Origin of the sequence: Microbacterium jejuense, from assembly GCF_039544225.1 — a bacterium.
In the GTDB taxonomy this organism is placed as follows: domain Bacteria; phylum Actinomycetota; class Actinomycetes; order Actinomycetales; family Microbacteriaceae; genus Microbacterium; species Microbacterium jejuense.
Genome location: NZ_BAABLG010000002.1, coordinates 64798 through 80311, shown reverse-complemented (window position 1 = coordinate 80311; position 15514 = coordinate 64798). Strand labels below are relative to the sequence as shown.

14 protein-coding genes are annotated in these 15514 nt (G+C 73.4%); 8 read left to right on the top strand and 6 right to left on the bottom strand.

Translation table 11 applies throughout. The annotated features are described in order from the left end of the window. Nucleotides 1-4 precede the first annotated feature (4 nt). Nucleotides 5-409, bottom strand: coding sequence for a pilus assembly protein CpaE (locus ABEA46_RS02740; RefSeq protein WP_345542819.1), 405 nt, complete (start codon nucleotides 407-409; stop codon nucleotides 5-7). Nucleotides 410-495: 86 nt separating this feature from the next. On the opposite strand from ABEA46_RS02740, the gene ABEA46_RS02735 reads away from it, so the two are divergent. The 6 genes from ABEA46_RS02735 to ABEA46_RS02710 all read left to right on the top strand — a co-directional run bounded on the left by ABEA46_RS02735 (nucleotide 496) and on the right by ABEA46_RS02710 (nucleotide 7706). Next, complete coding sequence (locus ABEA46_RS02735; protein WP_345542818.1) at nucleotides 496-1251, top strand: alpha/beta fold hydrolase; 756 nt, start codon at nucleotides 496-498, stop codon at nucleotides 1249-1251. A 44-nt stretch (nucleotides 1252-1295) separates the two neighbouring features. After that, on the top strand, nucleotides 1296-2468 hold the full coding sequence (locus tag ABEA46_RS02730) for an acyl-CoA dehydrogenase family protein (protein ID WP_345542817.1): 1173 nt from the start codon (nucleotides 1296-1298) through the stop codon (nucleotides 2466-2468). Nucleotides 2469-2487: 19 nt separating this feature from the next. Then, entirely contained in the window at nucleotides 2488-3753 is a 1266-nt protein-coding gene (locus tag ABEA46_RS02725; RefSeq protein ID WP_345543106.1) for a DUF445 domain-containing protein, read from the top strand. 9 nt (nucleotides 3754-3762) lie between these two features. After that, complete coding sequence (locus ABEA46_RS02720; RefSeq protein WP_345542816.1) at nucleotides 3763-4689, top strand: arginase family protein; 927 nt, start codon at nucleotides 3763-3765, stop codon at nucleotides 4687-4689. Continuing rightward, a complete protein-coding gene (locus ABEA46_RS02715; RefSeq protein ID WP_345542815.1) occupies nucleotides 4689-5159 on the top strand; it encodes a SixA phosphatase family protein in 471 nt (156 codons plus the stop codon). The genes ABEA46_RS02720 and ABEA46_RS02715 overlap by 1 nt, the downstream gene beginning before the upstream one ends. Before the next feature lie 177 nt (nucleotides 5160-5336). Beyond that, nucleotides 5337-7706, top strand: a complete 2370-nt coding sequence (locus ABEA46_RS02710) for a LamG-like jellyroll fold domain-containing protein (protein ID WP_345542814.1) — start codon at nucleotides 5337-5339, stop codon at nucleotides 7704-7706. 55 nt (nucleotides 7707-7761) lie between these two features. On the opposite strand, the gene hutI is transcribed toward ABEA46_RS02710, so the two are convergent. The 3 genes from hutI to hutH all read right to left on the bottom strand — a co-directional run bounded on the left by hutI (nucleotide 7762) and on the right by hutH (nucleotide 12306). Continuing rightward, nucleotides 7762-8931 (bottom strand): imidazolonepropionase, encoded by a 1170-nt coding sequence (gene hutI, locus ABEA46_RS02705; protein ID WP_345542813.1) that lies wholly within the window; start codon nucleotides 8929-8931, stop codon nucleotides 7762-7764. Nucleotides 8932-9031: 100 nt separating this feature from the next. After that, nucleotides 9032-10741, bottom strand: a complete 1710-nt coding sequence (hutU, locus tag ABEA46_RS02700) for a urocanate hydratase (RefSeq protein WP_345542812.1) — start codon at nucleotides 10739-10741, stop codon at nucleotides 9032-9034. A 2-nt stretch (nucleotides 10742-10743) separates the two neighbouring features. After that, a complete protein-coding gene (hutH, locus tag ABEA46_RS02695; RefSeq protein WP_345542811.1) occupies nucleotides 10744-12306 on the bottom strand; it encodes a histidine ammonia-lyase in 1563 nt (520 codons plus the stop codon). A gap of 52 nt (nucleotides 12307-12358) precedes the next feature. On the opposite strand from hutH, the gene ABEA46_RS02690 reads away from it, so the two are divergent. Then, nucleotides 12359-13141 carry an IclR family transcriptional regulator gene (locus ABEA46_RS02690; RefSeq protein WP_425563150.1) on the top strand — a complete coding sequence of 261 codons (783 nt, stop codon included), beginning with the start codon at nucleotides 12359-12361 and terminating at the stop codon, nucleotides 13139-13141. Between the two features lie 81 nt (nucleotides 13142-13222). On the opposite strand, the gene ABEA46_RS02685 is transcribed toward ABEA46_RS02690, so the two are convergent. Both ABEA46_RS02685 and ABEA46_RS02680 read right to left on the bottom strand, forming a co-directional pair. Beyond that, nucleotides 13223-13669: an ankyrin repeat domain-containing protein gene (locus ABEA46_RS02685; protein ID WP_345542809.1), complete on the bottom strand. Its 447-nt coding sequence runs from the start codon at nucleotides 13667-13669 to the stop codon at nucleotides 13223-13225. Further along, nucleotides 13669-14142, bottom strand: coding sequence for a YbaK/EbsC family protein (locus ABEA46_RS02680; RefSeq protein ID WP_345542808.1), 474 nt, complete (start codon nucleotides 14140-14142; stop codon nucleotides 13669-13671). The genes ABEA46_RS02685 and ABEA46_RS02680 overlap by 1 nt, the downstream gene beginning before the upstream one ends. 219 nt (nucleotides 14143-14361) lie before the next feature. Here ABEA46_RS02680 and ABEA46_RS02675 point away from each other — a divergent pair, with 219 nt between their 5' ends. Next, nucleotides 14362-15438 (top strand): Glu/Leu/Phe/Val dehydrogenase family protein, encoded by a 1077-nt coding sequence (locus ABEA46_RS02675; protein WP_345542807.1) that lies wholly within the window; start codon nucleotides 14362-14364, stop codon nucleotides 15436-15438. Nucleotides 15439-15514 lie beyond the last annotated feature (76 nt).

Genomic DNA, 15514 nt, shown 5'->3' with positions numbered 1-15514 from the left:
CGGGTCACACGATCCGGCGCAGCAGCTCCAGCACGGCGAGCGCGTACGCGTCGGCGGGCTCGGGGTGCTCGAACACCTTGCGATCCCCGGCGACGACGATCTCGACCTCGTGGGTGTCGGGCAGGCGGCGCAGCGACCGGAACGCGCCGCGGAGCAGCTCGCGCAGCTGATGCTCGTGCGGCAGCCACAGCGCGTCCTCGAGCGCGACGGAGTCGAGAGCCCACTCGGTGGTGCCGTTGAAGGCGAGGATGCGACCTGTCGGGTACTCCCGCGGCTCGATCGTCATCTCGCTGACCGTGAAGACGTCGGCCTCGAACTCGGGTTCATCGAGCTGGAACCGGTCGCCCGAGCGCGGGTGCCACACCAGTCCCGCGTCACGCAGGGCCATCGCCAGTTCCGTCGAGATCACGCCAACCTCCGTGTCCATCCTGCCGTGCATGACGCCCGGTGGCGCCCACCACGGGTCGCTCCGGCTCCGACTCCTAGGCTGAGCGCATGCCCACCCCCGTCTCGCTCCCCCGCCTGTCGTGGGGCTCGGCCGTCGCCGAGCGCCGCGCGCTGCTCGTGCACGGCCTCGGCTCGACCGGCGCCCTGATGTGGCGCTACGGCGTGGCCTTGGCCGACGCCGGGTGGCGCGTCGAGGCCGTCGACCTGCGCGGCCACGGCACCGCGCCACGCACGCTGGACTACACCCTCGCCGCCTACGGCGCCGACATCGCGGCGACCAGACCCGACGACGGCGGGTCGTGGGATCTCGTGATCGGCCACTCGCTCGGCGGCGCGGCATCCCTCCTCGCGTCGGCCGCCGACCCGGGCTGGGCCCGCCGGCTGCTGCTCGTCGACCCGGCGGTCGCGCTGCAGGCCGACGATCGTGCGGGGATCGGCGCGGGGCTCGCGGCGTCGTTCGACGACCCGACGCAGGAGGCCGTGCACCGCGCCCACCCGCACTGGCACCCGCAGGACGTCGAGCTGAAGGCGCACGCCTCGCAGGTGACGAGCCGGTGGGCCGTGGAGCAGACCACCGCCCAGAACCCGACGTGGGACGTGACGGATGCCGCGCTGCACGTGGCAGTGCCGGTCGATGTCATCGCGGCCGGCGTCGGCTCGATCTTCCGCGACACGCCGGTCGAGGCGGCGGTGGCGGCCAACCCCCGCTTCCGGCCGGCCGTCGTCATCACGGGCGCCGGACACTCCCCGCACCGCGACGACCCGGAGGCGACGATCTCGGCCGTCCTCGCCCTGCTCGACTGAGGGACCTCCTCGCCGAACCGCGCAGGCGGGGGAAGAATGGCGGGGTGACGCTCTTCGATCCGACACAGCTCCTCCCCGACGACCTGCTCGAGCGCTTCCGGGCGCGAGCCGCCGTCCACGACCGCGAGAACACGTTCCCCGACGACGACCTCGCCGATCTGAAGAAGGCCGGGTACCTCGCGATGCTCGTGCCCGAGGAGCTCGGCGGATCGGGACTGGGGCTGGCCGAGGCATCCCTGCTCCAGCAGCGGCTCGCGGGCGCGGCGCCCGCCACCGCGCTCGCGATCAACATGCACCTGGTGTGGACGGGCGTCGCCAAGGTGCTCGCCGACCGCGGCAGCGACGCGCTGCGGTTCGTGCAGGAGGGCGCGGCCGCCGGCGAGGTGTTCGCGTTCGGGATCAGCGAGGCCGGCAACGATCTGGTGCTGTTCGGGAGCGGGACGGATGCCGCTCCCCTCCCCGACGGCGGCTACTCGTTCACCGGCACGAAGATCTTCACGTCGCTGTCGCCGGTCTGGACGCAGCTGGGGCTCCACGGTCTCGACACCTCGTCGGACGACGCGCCGCGCATGGTCTACGCCTTCGTGCCGCGGGCGGAGGTGCAGACGGGCCGCGTGGTCGTGCGCGACGACTGGGACACCCTCGGCATGCGCGGCACGCAGTCGCGCACCACCGAGCTGCACGATGCCGTCGCCCCGGCGGACCGCGTCGTGCGGCGCCTGGCCCCCGGACCCAACCCCGACCCGCTGGTGTTCGGCATCTTCAGCGTGTTCGAACTGCTGCTGGCGTCGGTGTACACGGGCATCGCGCGACGGGCGCTGGAGCTCGCCGTCGCGACGGCCGCCAAGCGCACGTCGAAGCGCACCGGCAAGGCCTACAGCCAGGACCCCGACATCCGCTGGCGCATCGCCGACATGGCGCTCGCGTACGACGCGCTGCCGCCGCAGATCGACGTCCTCGCCCGTGACGTGGACGTGCTCGCCGATCGAGGATCGCAGTGGTTCGCGCAGCTGGCCGGCGTCAAGCACCGTGCGGTGACGGCGGCGAAGTCGATCGTCGACGAAGCGATGCTGGTGGCGGGCGGATCGTCGTACTTCTCGGGCAGCGAGCTCGGGCGCCTGTACCGCGACGTGCTCGCGGGCCTGTTCCATCCGTCCGACCCGGAGTCCGCGCACGCCACCGTCGCGACGGCCTGGCTCGGCCCCGTCGAGGACTGACGTGTCCGGCGCCGCCACGATGACGTCCCCCGTCGGCCCGAGCCCCGCGGACCAGGAGCGCCGGCGGGCGCTGCGGCGCATGAAGGGCGTGGCGCTGGGCGCCCTGCTGTTCATGGCCGCGCTGTTCGCGGTGTCGTTCGCGTTCCAGCAGGAGGTGCCGGCGCTCGCGTACCTGCGGGCCGCCGGCGAAGGCGGCATGGTCGGTGCGCTGGCGGACTGGTTCGCGGTGACGGCGCTGTTCCGGCATCCGCTGGGCATCCCGATCCCCCACACCGCGATCATCCCGAGCCGCAAGGACGAGATCGGCCGCACGCTCGGCGAGTTCGTCGAGACCGAGTTCCTGCGCGGCGATGTGGTGCGCACCAAGCTCGTCGAGACGCCCATCGCCGCGCGGCTCGGCGAATGGCTGGGCACGCCGGCCCACGCCGAGCGCGTGGCCGCCGAGGCGTCGGTCATGGCCTCGAGCGTGCTGCAGGCGCTCAGCGACGACGACGTGCGCGACGTCATCGAGGAGCTCGCCCGCGAGCACCTCATCGCCCCCGAATGGGGGCCGCCGCTGGGCGAATGGCTGCAGCGCATCGTCGACGCAGGCGCCCATCGCGGCGCCGTCGACCTCGCCGCCGACAGCATCGCGGCGTGGCTCGCCGCCAACCACCGCTCGTTCACCGGGCTGGTCTCGCGCCGCCTGCCGTCGTGGGTGCCCTCGGTGGCGCACCGGTTCGTCGACGACACCGTCTACAACGAGGCGGTCAAGTTCGTCGGCGCCGTGCAGCGCGACCCCCGGCATCCCGCCCGCCTCGCGATCGACGGCTACCTCGAACGTCTCGCCGCGAACCTGCAGCACGACCCCGCGACCATCGGCAGGTTCGAGGACGCCAAGCTGGCCGTGTTCGACAGTCCGCGTGTGCGCGAACTGGCCGGCGAGGCGTGGGCGACCGCGAAGGCCGGTCTGCTGCGCGCGCTCGCCGACCCCGAGAGCGGTCTGCGCCGCCGCGGTGTGGCCGCGCTCGTCGAGGTCGGGGAGCGCATGACGACGGATGCCGCCCTCCAGCGCCGCGTGGACTCGTGGGTCACCGACGCCGCGGTCTTCCTCGTCGACCGCTACCGGCACGACATCGCCTCGATCATCACCGACACGGTGGAGCGGTGGGACCCGGCCGAGACGACCGAGAAGATCGAGCTCATGGTGGGCCGGGATCTGCAGTACATCCGCCTCAACGGCACGATCGTGGGTGCGCTCGCGGGCGTCGCGATCTTCACCGTCGCCCACGCGCTGCTCGGGTAGCGTCGAGTCGTGGCGCTCTCTCACGACGAACTCTGGCCGCGCGCCGGCGGGTGGCCCGCCGTCTCGACCTCTCACCCCGACGACGGAACGTGGGATGCCGCGATCCTGGGCGTTCCCGCGCACCGCACGTCGCTCTCGCCGACGGGCGCGCACGCGACGCCGGCCGCGATCCGCGAGGCGCTGCGGCGCTACAGCCCGACGCTCCTCGGCCCGCCGCCGGTGGACCTGAACGACGTGCTGCGGATCGCCGACGCCGGCGACGTCGCCGATCCCGACGGGCCCGAGGGCGAGGCATCCGTCCGCGCCGCGGTCTCGCTGCTGCGCGAGCGCACCGATCTCGTGATCGCGCTCGGCGGCGACAACTCGCTCACCTACGGCGTCGCGCAGGGCGCGGCGGCGACCGGACTCATCACGATCGACGCGCACTTCGACCTGCGCGACGGGGTCTCGAACGGCTCTCCGGTGCGGCGGCTCGTCGAGGACGGGCTCGACGGGCGGCGCATCGTGCAGCTCGGCATCGCCGACTTCGCCAACTCGGCCGCGTATGCACGGCGCGCCGCCGACCTCGGCATCAGGGTGGTCACGCTGGACGAGGTGCGCCGCCGCGGCGCCGCCGACGTCGTGGCCGAGGCCCTCGAGATCGCCGGGGCGGACGGGGGCGCGATCCACCTCGACATCGACGTCGACGTGTGCGACCGCTCGGTCGCGCCGGGGTGCCCGGCCTCGCTGCCGGGCGGCCTCGAGGCGTGGGAGCTGCGGGCGCTGGTGCGCGCGGCCGCCGCGGATCCGCGCCTGCACAGCGCCGACGTCGCCGAGGTCGACGCCACGGCGGACGCGCCGGACGGACGCACCGTGCGGCTGGCCGCACTGTGCGTGCTCGAACTGCTGGGCGCACTGGCGGCGCGCATGACCGCCCCGACGGACGGAGGCCTGTGATGATCCGACTCGCGCTGGTGCGCCATGCCAAGTCCGACTGGGGCGACCCGGGACTCGACGACCACGATCGCCCTCTCAACGACCGCGGCATGCGCGACGCCCCGGCGATGGCCGGCCGGCTGGCGGCATCCGGATTCCGTCCCGCCGTGATCCTCTCCAGCACCGCGCTGCGCGCGCGCACGACAGCCGAGGCCTTCGCCGCCGAGCTGGGCGTCGCGGTGTCGCTCGATCCGGAGCTGTACGGCGCACCGGCGGGTGCCCTGCTCGCGGCCGCCGCAGCCACGCGGGCGGCGTCCGTGCTCGTCGTCGCGCACGACCCCGGGATGACCGCGCTCGCCGGCCGTCTGTCGGGCGACGGCATCGGGCACATGCCGACGTGTGCCGTGGCGACGTTCACGTGGGCGCAGGACGACTGGGACGTAGCGACCGCGCTCGACCCGGTCGACTGGACCTTCGACACTCCCCGCTGAGCCCCGTCCGGGCGCCGATGCGGATCGGGCCGAGTGCGTATCGCGGACTTTCTCCTTCTACATCGTTGTACTCGAGTTCTACATCGTTGTAGATTGCCCTGGACAGAAGCACTGCCGCCTCGAGGTCGAGCCGCGGCAGCCGTCTGATCCCCCGTCCGATGCCGAACAGGAGACCCGATGAGATCACCCAGGGCCGCGCTCGCCCTCACCACGGCCGGAGTGCTCGTGGTGGGCGCCCTCGCGGCGAGCCCCGCATGGGCCAAGACCCCGACCGACCCGCCCGCGCCGGTGTTCGAGGACGTGACGGTCCACGACCCCTCGATCGTCACGTCCGGCGACGACATCTGGGTGTTCGGGTCGCACGGCGCGTCCGCTCACACACAGGACCTGATGTCGTGGACGCAGAACACGGTCGATCTGTCGCAGAACCCCGACAACGCGCTCTTCGACGACATCTACGCCGATCTCGCCGAGACGTTCGACTGGGCGCAGACCTCGACGCTGTGGGCGGCCGACGTCATCCGGCTGCCCGACGGCCGGTTCGCGATGTACTACAACGCGTGCGAGGGCTCGTCGCCGCGCTCGGCGCTCGGCCTCGCGACCTCCGACACCGTCGACGGCCCGTACGAGAACCAGGGCGTCCTGCTCAAGAGCGGCATGCCCGGCGAGTCCGAGAACCCCGGCGAGGTGTATGACGCGCGAGTACACCCCAACACCGTCGACCCCGACGCGTTCTACGACGCCGATGGGCAGCTCTGGATGGTCTACGGCTCGTACTCGGGCGGGATCTTCCTGCTGAAGATGGATGCCGCCACCGGCCGGCCGCTGCCCGGTCAGGGCTACGGCACCCACCTCGTGGGCGGCAACCACAGCCGGATCGAGGCGCCGACGATCCAGTACGACGCCGAGACCGGCTACTACTACCTGTACCTGTCGTTCGGCGGCCTCGGCGTGACGGGCGGCTACGACGTGCGCGTCGCCCGCTCGAAGGACGTCGAAGGCCCGTACCTGGACGCGCAGGGCAACGACATGCGCGAGGTCAAGGCCGATCCGGCACTGCCGCTGTTCGACGACGTGTCGGTCCAGCCGTACGGCGTCAAGCTCATGGGCGGCCACCTGTTCGGGCGCGAGCTCGGTGACCCCGGCACCGGCGTCGGGACCGGGTACGTGTCGCCCGGCCACACGTCGTGGTACCAGGACCCCGACACGGGCCGCATGTTCATGGTGTTCCACGCCCGCTTCCCCGGCACCGGCGACCTGCACGAGGTGCGCGTGCACCAGATGTGGATGAACGCGGACGGCTGGCCCGTCGTCTCACCGATGCGGTACGCGGGCGAGATCGCCGGCAAGGTGAAGCGCGACGACGTCGTGGGCACGTGGCAGCTGGTCGACATGGGCAAGGACATCACTGCGACGGCGGCTGAGGCATCCGACATCACCCTCACCAAGACCGGCCGCATCGGCGGAGCGGTCGACGGCGCCTGGAAGCTGACCGGCCAGCACACCGCGACCCTCACGGTCGGCGGCCAGACCTACCAGGGCGTGTTCGCCCCGGTGTGGGACCCCGATCTGCAGGCGTGGTCGACAGGGTTCACCGCGGTGTCGGCGAAGGGCGTCACGCTGTGGGGCCGTAGGACGGTGGAGGTGTCGGGCCAGGCCGCCGTCGACGCCGTCGTCGCGGACCTCTCGCTCGGCGACACGTCGGGCGTGACGGTCGACCTCGAGCTGCCCACGACCGGCACCGGCGGCACGACGATCGCCTGGGCGTCATCGGCCGCCCGGACCGTCGCGCCCGACGGCACGGTGACCCGCCCTGGGATCGGCGAGCCCGACGCGCAGGTCACTCTCACCGCGACCGTCGCGAACGGCGCGGCGTCGGCATCCGTCCCGTTCGAGATCACGGTGCTCGCGCGCACGCCGGGCGTCCTCGCGGGCGCGTGGTCGTTCGACGGCACGCTCGCCGACGCGGACGGCTCCTTCGCCCACGCGACGCCGACCGGCGCCCGCATCGATGCCGCGGGCACGGCCCCGGCGGCCTACGTGGCCGACGGCGTCGATGGACCGGCGCTGCACCTCGACGGCACCGCCGGCGTGCGGCTGCCCGACGGACTCGTGCAGGGATCGTCGTACTCGGTGAGCCTGTGGCTGCGGCCGTCGGCGCTCACGGCGTACACGACGGCCTTCTTCGCAGCCGCGAACGCGAACTCGTGGGTGAGCCTCGTGCCCCGCGGGCACGACGGCGTCGGCGGGTCGACGATGCTGTGGTCGGGGTCGCAGTGGTACGACGCCGGCACCGGCCGCAGCCTGCCGCTGGGCGAGTGGTCCCACGTCGCGTTCGTCGTCGACGGCGGTGCCGCGTCGGTCTACGTCGACGGCGAGCTGCGCTTCCAGGGCACCGGGTTCCCCGATGTGCTCGCGGGCGCCGGCAACGTCTTCGCCCTCGGCGTCAACTGGTGGGACACGCCCTTCCAGGGCGACATCGACCAGCTGACGGTGTGGAACTCCGCCCTGTCGCCCGATGACGTCGCGGAGCTCGCGACGCGCTGACCGGAGTGCGGGATGCCGCGGGCCCGGGTCGATCGTCCGACCCGGGCCCGCGGTGTCACAGTCGCTCGCCCCCGAGCCACACCGTGCGCACGAGGGGCACGCCGGGGCGGTAGGCGAGGTGCACGCGCGTCGGCGCGTCGAGCAGCACGAGGTCGGCGCGCATGCCGGGCGCGAGCGCGCCGACGTCGGATCGGCGCAGCGCCTGCGCGCCCCCGGCGGTGGCCGCCCACACCGCTTCGGCGGGCGTCATGCCCATCTCGCGCACGGCGAGCGCGATCATGAGCGGCATCGAGCTCGTGAAGCTGGAGCCCGGATTGCAGTCGCTCGCGAGTGCGACGGTGACTCCGGCGTCCAGGAGCCGCCGCGCGTCGGGGTACGGCTGGCGCGTCGAGAACTCGACGCCCGGCAGCAGGGTCGCGACGGTCGACGAGCCCGTCAGTGCTGCGACGTCATCGTCGGACAGGTAGGTGCAGTGGTCGACGGATGCCGCCCCCATCGCGACCGCCAGCTGCACGCCCTCGCCGAGGCCGAGCTGGTTGCCGTGCACGCGCGGCAGCAGACCGTGGGCGATGCCGGCCGACAGGATGCGCCGGGACTCCTCGGGGGTGAAGGCGCCCCGCTCGCAGAACACGTCGATCCACCGCGAGTGCGGCGCGCATGCCCGCAGCATCTCGTCGCACACCAGGTCGACGTACTCGTCGCGGCGGTCGGCGTAGTCGGCGGGCACGACGTGCGCGCCGAGGTAGGTGACCTCGGGCGTGACCTCGGCCGCGAGCCGTGCCAGCCGCGCTTCGTCGTCGACGGTCAGGCCGTACCCGGTCTTGACCTCGAAGGTCGTGGTGCCCTGCGCGTGCAGCTCCCGCGTGAAGCCCTGGAGCCGAACCCGCAGCTCCTCGTCGCCCGCCGCGCGGGTGGCGGCGACCGTCCGCCGTATGCCCCCGGCGGCATACGGCGTGCCGGTCATGCGCGCCTCGAACTCGTCGGCCCGGTCGCCGCCGAACACGATGTGCGTGTGGCTGTCGACGAAGCCCGGGATGACGGCCCGGCCGCCGGCATCCACTGTCGTGAGGGCCTCGGCGTGCGGCGCCTCGGACGCCGCACCGACCCAGGCGACACGGTCGCCTTCGAGCAGCACCGCCGCGTCGTGCCGCGTGCCGAGCGCGTCGCCCGGCCCGCCTGCGTTGGTGGTCAGCTCGCCGATGTTCGTGATGAGCGTGGCGGTCACGGCATCCCTCCCCTTCGTGTCCCGGATTCTCGGCGACATGTCCCGGTCTCGCCTGCTCCGGCGGTCCGGAACCAACGGAATCGGGACATGGATGGCGTCGTCAGGCCTCGTCCGACAGCATCGGCACCTGCAGGCCGCGCTCGACGGCGACCTCGCGAGCCCTGTCGTAGCCCGCGTCGACGTGGCGCATGACGCCCGTGCCGGGGTCGTTCGTGAGCACGCGCTCCAGCTTCTCGGCCGCGAGTGCGGTGCCGTCGGCGACCGTCACCTGCCCCGCGTGGATCGAGCGGCCGATGCCGACGCCGCCGCCGTGGTGCAGCGACACCCACGACGCGCCGGACGCGGTGTTGAGCAGCGCGTTGAGCAGCGGCCAGTCCGCGATCGCGTCCGAGCCGTCGGCCATGGCCTCCGTCTCGCGATACGGCGAGGCCACCGAACCGGCGTCGAGGTGGTCGCGGCCGATCACGATCGGTCCCGCGAGCTCCCCCGATGCCACCATCTCGTTGAACTTCAGCCCCGCGAGGTGGCGCTCCTTGTAGCCGAGCCAGCAGATGCGGGCGGGCAGCCCTTCGAAGTGCACGGCGTCGCCGGCCTTGTCGAGCCAGCGCACCAGCCCGGCGTTGTCGGGGAAGAGCGCCTTGACGGCCTCGTCGGTCTTGCGGATGTCTTCGGGGTCACCCGAGAGCGCCACCCACCGGAACGGGCCGCGGCCCTCGGCGAACTGCGGGCGGATGTACGCCGGCACGAAGCCGGGGAACGCGAACGCGCGCTCGAAGCCGCCCAGCTGCGCCTCGGCGCGGATCGAGTTGCCGTAGTCGAACACCTCGGCTCCGCCATCCTGGAACCCCACCATCGCGGCGACGTGCTTGGCCATCGAGCCGCGGGCACGGGCGGTGAAGCCCTCGGGATCACGGGATGCCTCGGCCCTCCAGTCCTCGAACGCGATACCGACCGGCAGGTAAGCCAGCGGGTCGTGGGCGCTGGTCTGGTCGGTGACGATGTCGACGGCGAGCTCGCCGGCGCGGTGGCGCAGCAGCACGTCGCCGAACACCTCCGCGGCGTTGCCGACGACGCCGACGCTGAGTGCCTCGCCGCCCTCCTTCGCCGCCACGACTCGCGCGAGGGCGGCGTCGAGGTCGGTCGTGTACTCGTCGAGGTAGCCGTGCTCGACGCGACGGGCCAGACGCGACTCGTCGACGTCGACGATGAGCACCGCTCCCCCGTTGAGGGTGACCGCGAGCGGCTGCGCGCCGCCCATGCCGCCGGCCCCGCCGGTGAGGGTGAGCGTCCCCGACAGGTCGTCGCGGCCGAGCGAGCGGGCGACCGCGGCGAACGTCTCGTACGTGCCCTGCAGGATGCCCTGCGTGCCGATGTAGATCCACGACCCCGCGGTCATCTGGCCGTACATCGTGAGGCCGAGCGCCTCGAGGCGGCGGAACTCGGGCCACGTCGCCCAGTCGCCCACGAGGTTCGAGTTGGCGATGAGCACGCGCGGCGCCCACTCGTGCGTGCGGAAGACGCCCACCGGCTTGCCCGACTGCACCAGCAGCGTCTCGTCGGGCTCGAGCTCGTCGAGCGTGCGCACGATCGCGTCGAACGCCTCCCAGCTGCGGGCGGCGCGTCCGGTGCCGCCGTAGACGACGAGGTCTTCGGGGTGCTCGGCGACCTCGGGGTCGAGGTTGTTCATGAGCATGCGCTTGGCGGCCTCGGCGCCCCAGCTCTTCGCGGTGCGCTCGGGGCCGCGCGGGGCGCGGACGGCGTGCTCGCCGAGGCCCCGCGGGCTGCCGGTGGTGGTGTCGGCGGTGGTCATCGTCACTCCTTCGTGGTGGTCTCAAGGGCCGCCCGCGCAACGGCGCCCGAGGCGACGAGCGCGGTCACGGCCTCCATCTCGGGCGACAGGAAGCGGTCGGGGCCGGGGCCGCCGGCGACGGTGCGGACGAGGTCGCGCACGGCGCCGGTCGCGGCACCGGGCTGCAGCGGCGCGCGCAGATCGAGGGCGCGCGCACCGGTGAGCACCTCGATCGCGAGCACGCGGGCGAGCCCGTCGAGCGCGCGACGCAGCTTTCGGGCCGCCGCCCAGCCCATCGAGACGTGGTCCTCCTGCATCGCCGACGACGGGATGGAGTCGACGGATGCCGGCACGGCCAGGCGCTTGAGCTCCGACACGATGCCGGCGGCGGCGTACTGCGCGATCATGAGGCCGGAGTCGACGCCGACCTCGTCGGCGAGGAACGGCGGCAGGCCGTTGCTGCGTGCACGGTCGAGCGCACGGTCGGTGCGGCGCTCCGAGATCGACGCGACGTCGGCGACGGCGATCGCGAGGAAGTCCAGCACGTACGCGACGGGTGCGCCGTGGAAGTTGCCGTTGGACTCGACGCGTCCGTCGTCGGTGATGACTGGGTTGTCGACGGCCGCGGCGAGCTCGCGCGAGGCGATGAGCACAGCGTGGTCGGCGGTGTCGCGGGCGGCGCCGTGCACCTGCGGCGAGCAGCGCAGCGAGTACGCGTCCTGCACGCGCGTGCAGACGGCGGGGTCGCGGTGCGACGCGACGATCGGCGAGCCGGCCAGCACGGCGCGCAGGTTCGCGGCCGACACGGCCTGCCCGACCTGCGGACGCAGCGCCTGCAGGTCGGCGGCGAAGACGGCGTCAGTGCCGAGCTGCGACTCGACCGACATGCCCGCGGCGACGTCGGCGGTGTCCAGCAGCATCGACAGGTCGTGCAGCGCGAGCAGCAGCATCCCGAGCATGCCGTCGGTGCCGTTGATGAGGGCGAGTCCCTCCTTCTCGCGCAGCACGAGCGGATCGATGGATGCCGCAGCCAGCGCGTCGGCGGCATCCCGCTCCACCCCGCCGGCGTCGCGCACGCGTCCCTCGCCCATCGCGGCGAGCGCGACGTGCGACAGCGGGGCGAGGTCGCCGGAGCAGCCGAGCGAGCCGTACTCGCGCACGATCGGGGTGATGCCGGCGTTCAGCATCGCGGCATACGTCTCGACGACCACGGGGCGCACACCGGTGTGGCCGGTGGCGAGCGTCTGCAGGCGCAGCAGCATGAGGGCGCGCACGACCTCGCGCTCGACCTCAGGGCCGGTGCCGGCGGCGTGCGAGCGGATGAGGCTCGCCTGCAGCTGCAGGCGGCGCTCCGGGGCGATGAAGGTGGTGGCGAGCGCGCCGAAGCCGGTCGAGATGCCGTAGTGCGGCTCGGGGTCGTCGGCGAGTCCTTCGACGAGAGCGCGGGTGGCGGCGACGCGGGCCAGCGCCTCGGGGGCGATCTCGACGCGGGCATCGTGGCGGGCGACGGCGACGACGTCCTCCGGGCGCAGGGGTGCGGCCCCGACGGTGACGGGCCCCATCGTCTCGAACAGCTCAGCGGTCATGCCTCGATTCCACACCGCCCGGGTGCCGTGCGACAGCGGGTCGTGGCATCCTGTGTCTGTGATCCCAGACGCGCGCCCACAGGTCCCGGCGGCCGATCACACGCTGCGGATACTGTCGTTCCTCGCCCGCCAGCGCGGGCCGGTGCCGGCGCGCACCATCGCGTCGGCGCTGGAGCTTCCGCGCTCGACCGTCTACCACCTGCTCGCGACGCTGCAGCAGCACCAGTTCGTCGTGCACCTGCCCGAGGACCGGCGATGGGGCCTGGGCATCGCGGCGTTCGAGCTCGCCGGCGGATACTCGCGGCAGGAGCCGCTCGCCCGCCTCGGGCGTCCCGTCCTCGCCGACCTCGCGGACCGCACCGGCGAGAGCGCGCACCTGGCCGTCATGCACGGCCGCGACGTGCTGTACATCGTCGAGGAGCGGGCGCCCCGGCGCCCGGCGCTCGTCACGGATGTCGGCGTGCGGCTTCCTGCGCACCTCACCGCGACCGGGCGCGCCATGCTCGCAGCGCTCCCGCGCGAGCAGGTCCGGGCCCTGTTCCCGGATGCCGCAGCCTTCGCCGACCGCACCGGCCGGGGTCCGCGGCGGCCGGGCGAGCTGCGCGACCTGCTGAGAGAGGTGCGCACGCGCGGGTTCGCTCGGGAGGACGGCGAGGTCACCCTGGGCATGCGCTCGGTCGGGGTCGCGGTGCGCGACCACGCCGGCTGGCCCGCCGCAGCGATCGCGCTCACCTGGCCCGCCGACGACGACGCGGGCGCCGACGAGCTCGCGGCGCGCGCCGAGGCGGCTGCCGCAGAACTCGAGCGCCGGATCGGCCGCGCCCGGCCCACCTGAGCCTCCGGTCCGGCTAGAGGTGCGTGTCGAGCAGCGCCACGATCTCGTCGTAGCCGCGACCCGCGGCGAGTTCGCGCGGGGTCACGCCTCCCCGTCGGCGAGCGACGGATCGGCCCCACCGTCCAGCAGCAGCTCCACGATCCGCTGGTGCGCGGGGCCGCCGTCGCTCAGCACGATCGCCTCGATGAGGGCGGTCCAGCCGAGCCGGTTGACATGGTCGAGGTTCGAGCCCGCCTCGATCAGCAGCGCGACGGTCGAGACGTGGCCGCGCTCGCTGGCGGGGATCACCGCGATGCCGCCGTACCTGTTGGTCACCGTCAGGTCGCCGCCCGCGGCGAGCGCGGCGCGCACGACGTCGTCGTACCCGTTCGCGCCGGCGTACAGCAGCACCGAGTCGCGCAGATCGTCGCGGACGTTGACGTCGGCGCCCGCGGCGATGAGCGCGAGCGCCGCATCGCGGTCGCCGCGCTTGAGCGCGGCGACGGCGTCGAGCCCGGCCCGCTGCGAAGCGTCGGCCGCGGTCGCCATCAGTCGACCTGCGAGATCGTGCCGCCTGTCAGGCGCACGAGCTCGTCATAGGTGAGCGGAAAGACGGTGTGAGGCGTGCCGCCGGCGGCCCAGATCTCGGGGTACTGCGCGAGAGCCTCGTCGACGACCGTCGTCAGGGGCGCAGGGTGGCCGGTGGGTGCGACCCCGCCGATCGCCTGCCCGGTCGCCTCACGCACCTGGTCGGGGTTCGCGCGCTGGATCCTCCCGCGCCCGAGCCGTTCGGCGAGCGCCGTCGTGTCGACGCGGTGCGCGCCGCTGGTCATCACGAGCAGCGGCTCGCCGTCGCTCATGAAGACGAGGCTGTTCGCGATCGCGCCGACCTCGACCCCGAGCGCCTCGGCGGCGAGGACGGCGGTGGAGGCGGCATCCGGGAGCACCACGATGTCTCCGGTGATGCCGGCGGCACGGATCGCGTCGTGGACGAGCAGGCTGCGAGTGGGGAGGGCGGTCACGGCGACAGCCTAACCAGCAGCGCAGACTGTCGTCGCGTGCGCACCCGACGCGGGCGAATCGGTGCAATCTGCACAATCGCCGCGCGCGCGGTTGAACAATCCGCGGGGCCGGTGTGGAATGAGAGTGGATGCCGCAACGCAGCGTCGTCCGCTGCGCCGCGCCACCCGCATCCGCAGCACCCACCAGCGGCCCACGAAGCCCGCCGAAGGAAGCACGCAATGACGCACACCACCCTTCCACTGCCCGATTTCGCGCACGAACGGGTGGAGGTGATCACCGGGCGACGCAGCGGCCTGTTCCTCACCGTGGCGCTGCACTCCTCCGTGCTGGGCTCCGCGCTCGGCGGGGCACGGCTGTGGTCGTACCCGCACTGGAGCGATGCCCTCGGCGACGCCCTGCGGCTGTCGGCGGCGATGACGCTCAAGAACGCGGCAGCCGGTCTGGACGCCGGTGGCGGCAAGGCCGTCATCGCGCTGCCGCCGGGCACCGTGCTGGACTCCGAGCGCCGTCGCGCGGCGTTCCTCGACCTCGGCGACGCTGTCGAGTCGCTGCACGGCCTGTACCGCACGGCCGAGGACGTCGGCTCGACCACCGACGACATGCTCGTCGTGAGCGAGCGCACCGAGCACGTCGTGGGTCTGCCCGACGCCGTGGGCGGATCGGGCGAGCCGGCAGGGCCGACGAGCCTCGGCGTGTACGAGTCGCTGCGGGCGACGCTGGAGCGCGTCGCGGGCACCGGCGACGTCGCCGGCCGCCGCATCACGATCTCGGGCCTCGGCCAGGTGGGCAGCCGCCTCGCGGTGCGCCTGTCGGCCGAGGGCGCGCAGCTCACCGTGACCGACGTCAACCCTGCCAAGCGCGACCTCGCGGTCGAGCTCGGCGCCGCGTGGGCCGAGCCGGGATCGGAGCACCTGGTCCCCGCCGATGTGTTCGTGCCCGCCGGCATCGGCGGCCTGCTCACCGACGACGTCATCGACGCACTCGACGCGAAGGCGGTGTGCGGCCCGGCGAACAACCCGCTCGCCGAGCACGGCGGCGCGGCGCGGCTCGCCGGGCGCGGCATCCTCTACGCGCCCGACTTCGTCGTCAATGCGGGCGGCGTGATCTACCTCGACCTCGAGGCCAAGCAGCTGGGCACGCGCGCCGAGATCATGGGCCGCGTCGCGCGCATCGGCGACACCGTGCGCCGCATCCTCGACGAGGCCGAGGCACGGGGCGTCACGCCGCTGGAGGCCGCGGAGGGTCTGGCCGCCGAGCGTCTCGCCGCGGGAGGGCGGCAGGCCGTACTCGCCTGAGACTGCGTTCCACAGGCACCGGAATCCGGTTCCACATCTTCGGCGCGAGGTGGCATGATGGGCGCAACCCGCGCCG

Bases quoted from the DNA above. Each gene is read 5' to 3' on its own strand.
- ABEA46_RS02735 (WP_345542818.1), top strand. From the start codon at position 496: ATGCCCACCCCCGTCTCGCTCCCCCGCCTGTCGTGGGGCTCGGCCGTC.
- ABEA46_RS02725 (WP_345543106.1), top strand. From the start codon at position 2,488: ATGACGTCCCCCGTCGGCCCGAGCCCCGCGGACCAGGAGCGCCGGCGG.
- ABEA46_RS02715 (WP_345542815.1), top strand. From the start codon at position 4,689: ATGATCCGACTCGCGCTGGTGCGCCATGCCAAGTCCGACTGGGGCGAC.
- ABEA46_RS02710 (WP_345542814.1), top strand. From the start codon at position 5,337: ATGAGATCACCCAGGGCCGCGCTCGCCCTCACCACGGCCGGAGTGCTC.
- hutU (WP_345542812.1), bottom strand. From the start codon at position 10,741: ATGACCACCGCCGACACCACCACCGGCAGCCCGCGGGGCCTCGGCGAG.
- hutH (WP_345542811.1), bottom strand. From the start codon at position 12,306: ATGACCGCTGAGCTGTTCGAGACGATGGGGCCCGTCACCGTCGGGGCC.
- ABEA46_RS02685 (WP_345542809.1), bottom strand. From the start codon at position 13,669: ATGGCGACCGCGGCCGACGCTTCGCAGCGGGCCGGGCTCGACGCCGTC.
- ABEA46_RS02675 (WP_345542807.1), top strand. From the start codon at position 14,362: ATGACGCACACCACCCTTCCACTGCCCGATTTCGCGCACGAACGGGTG.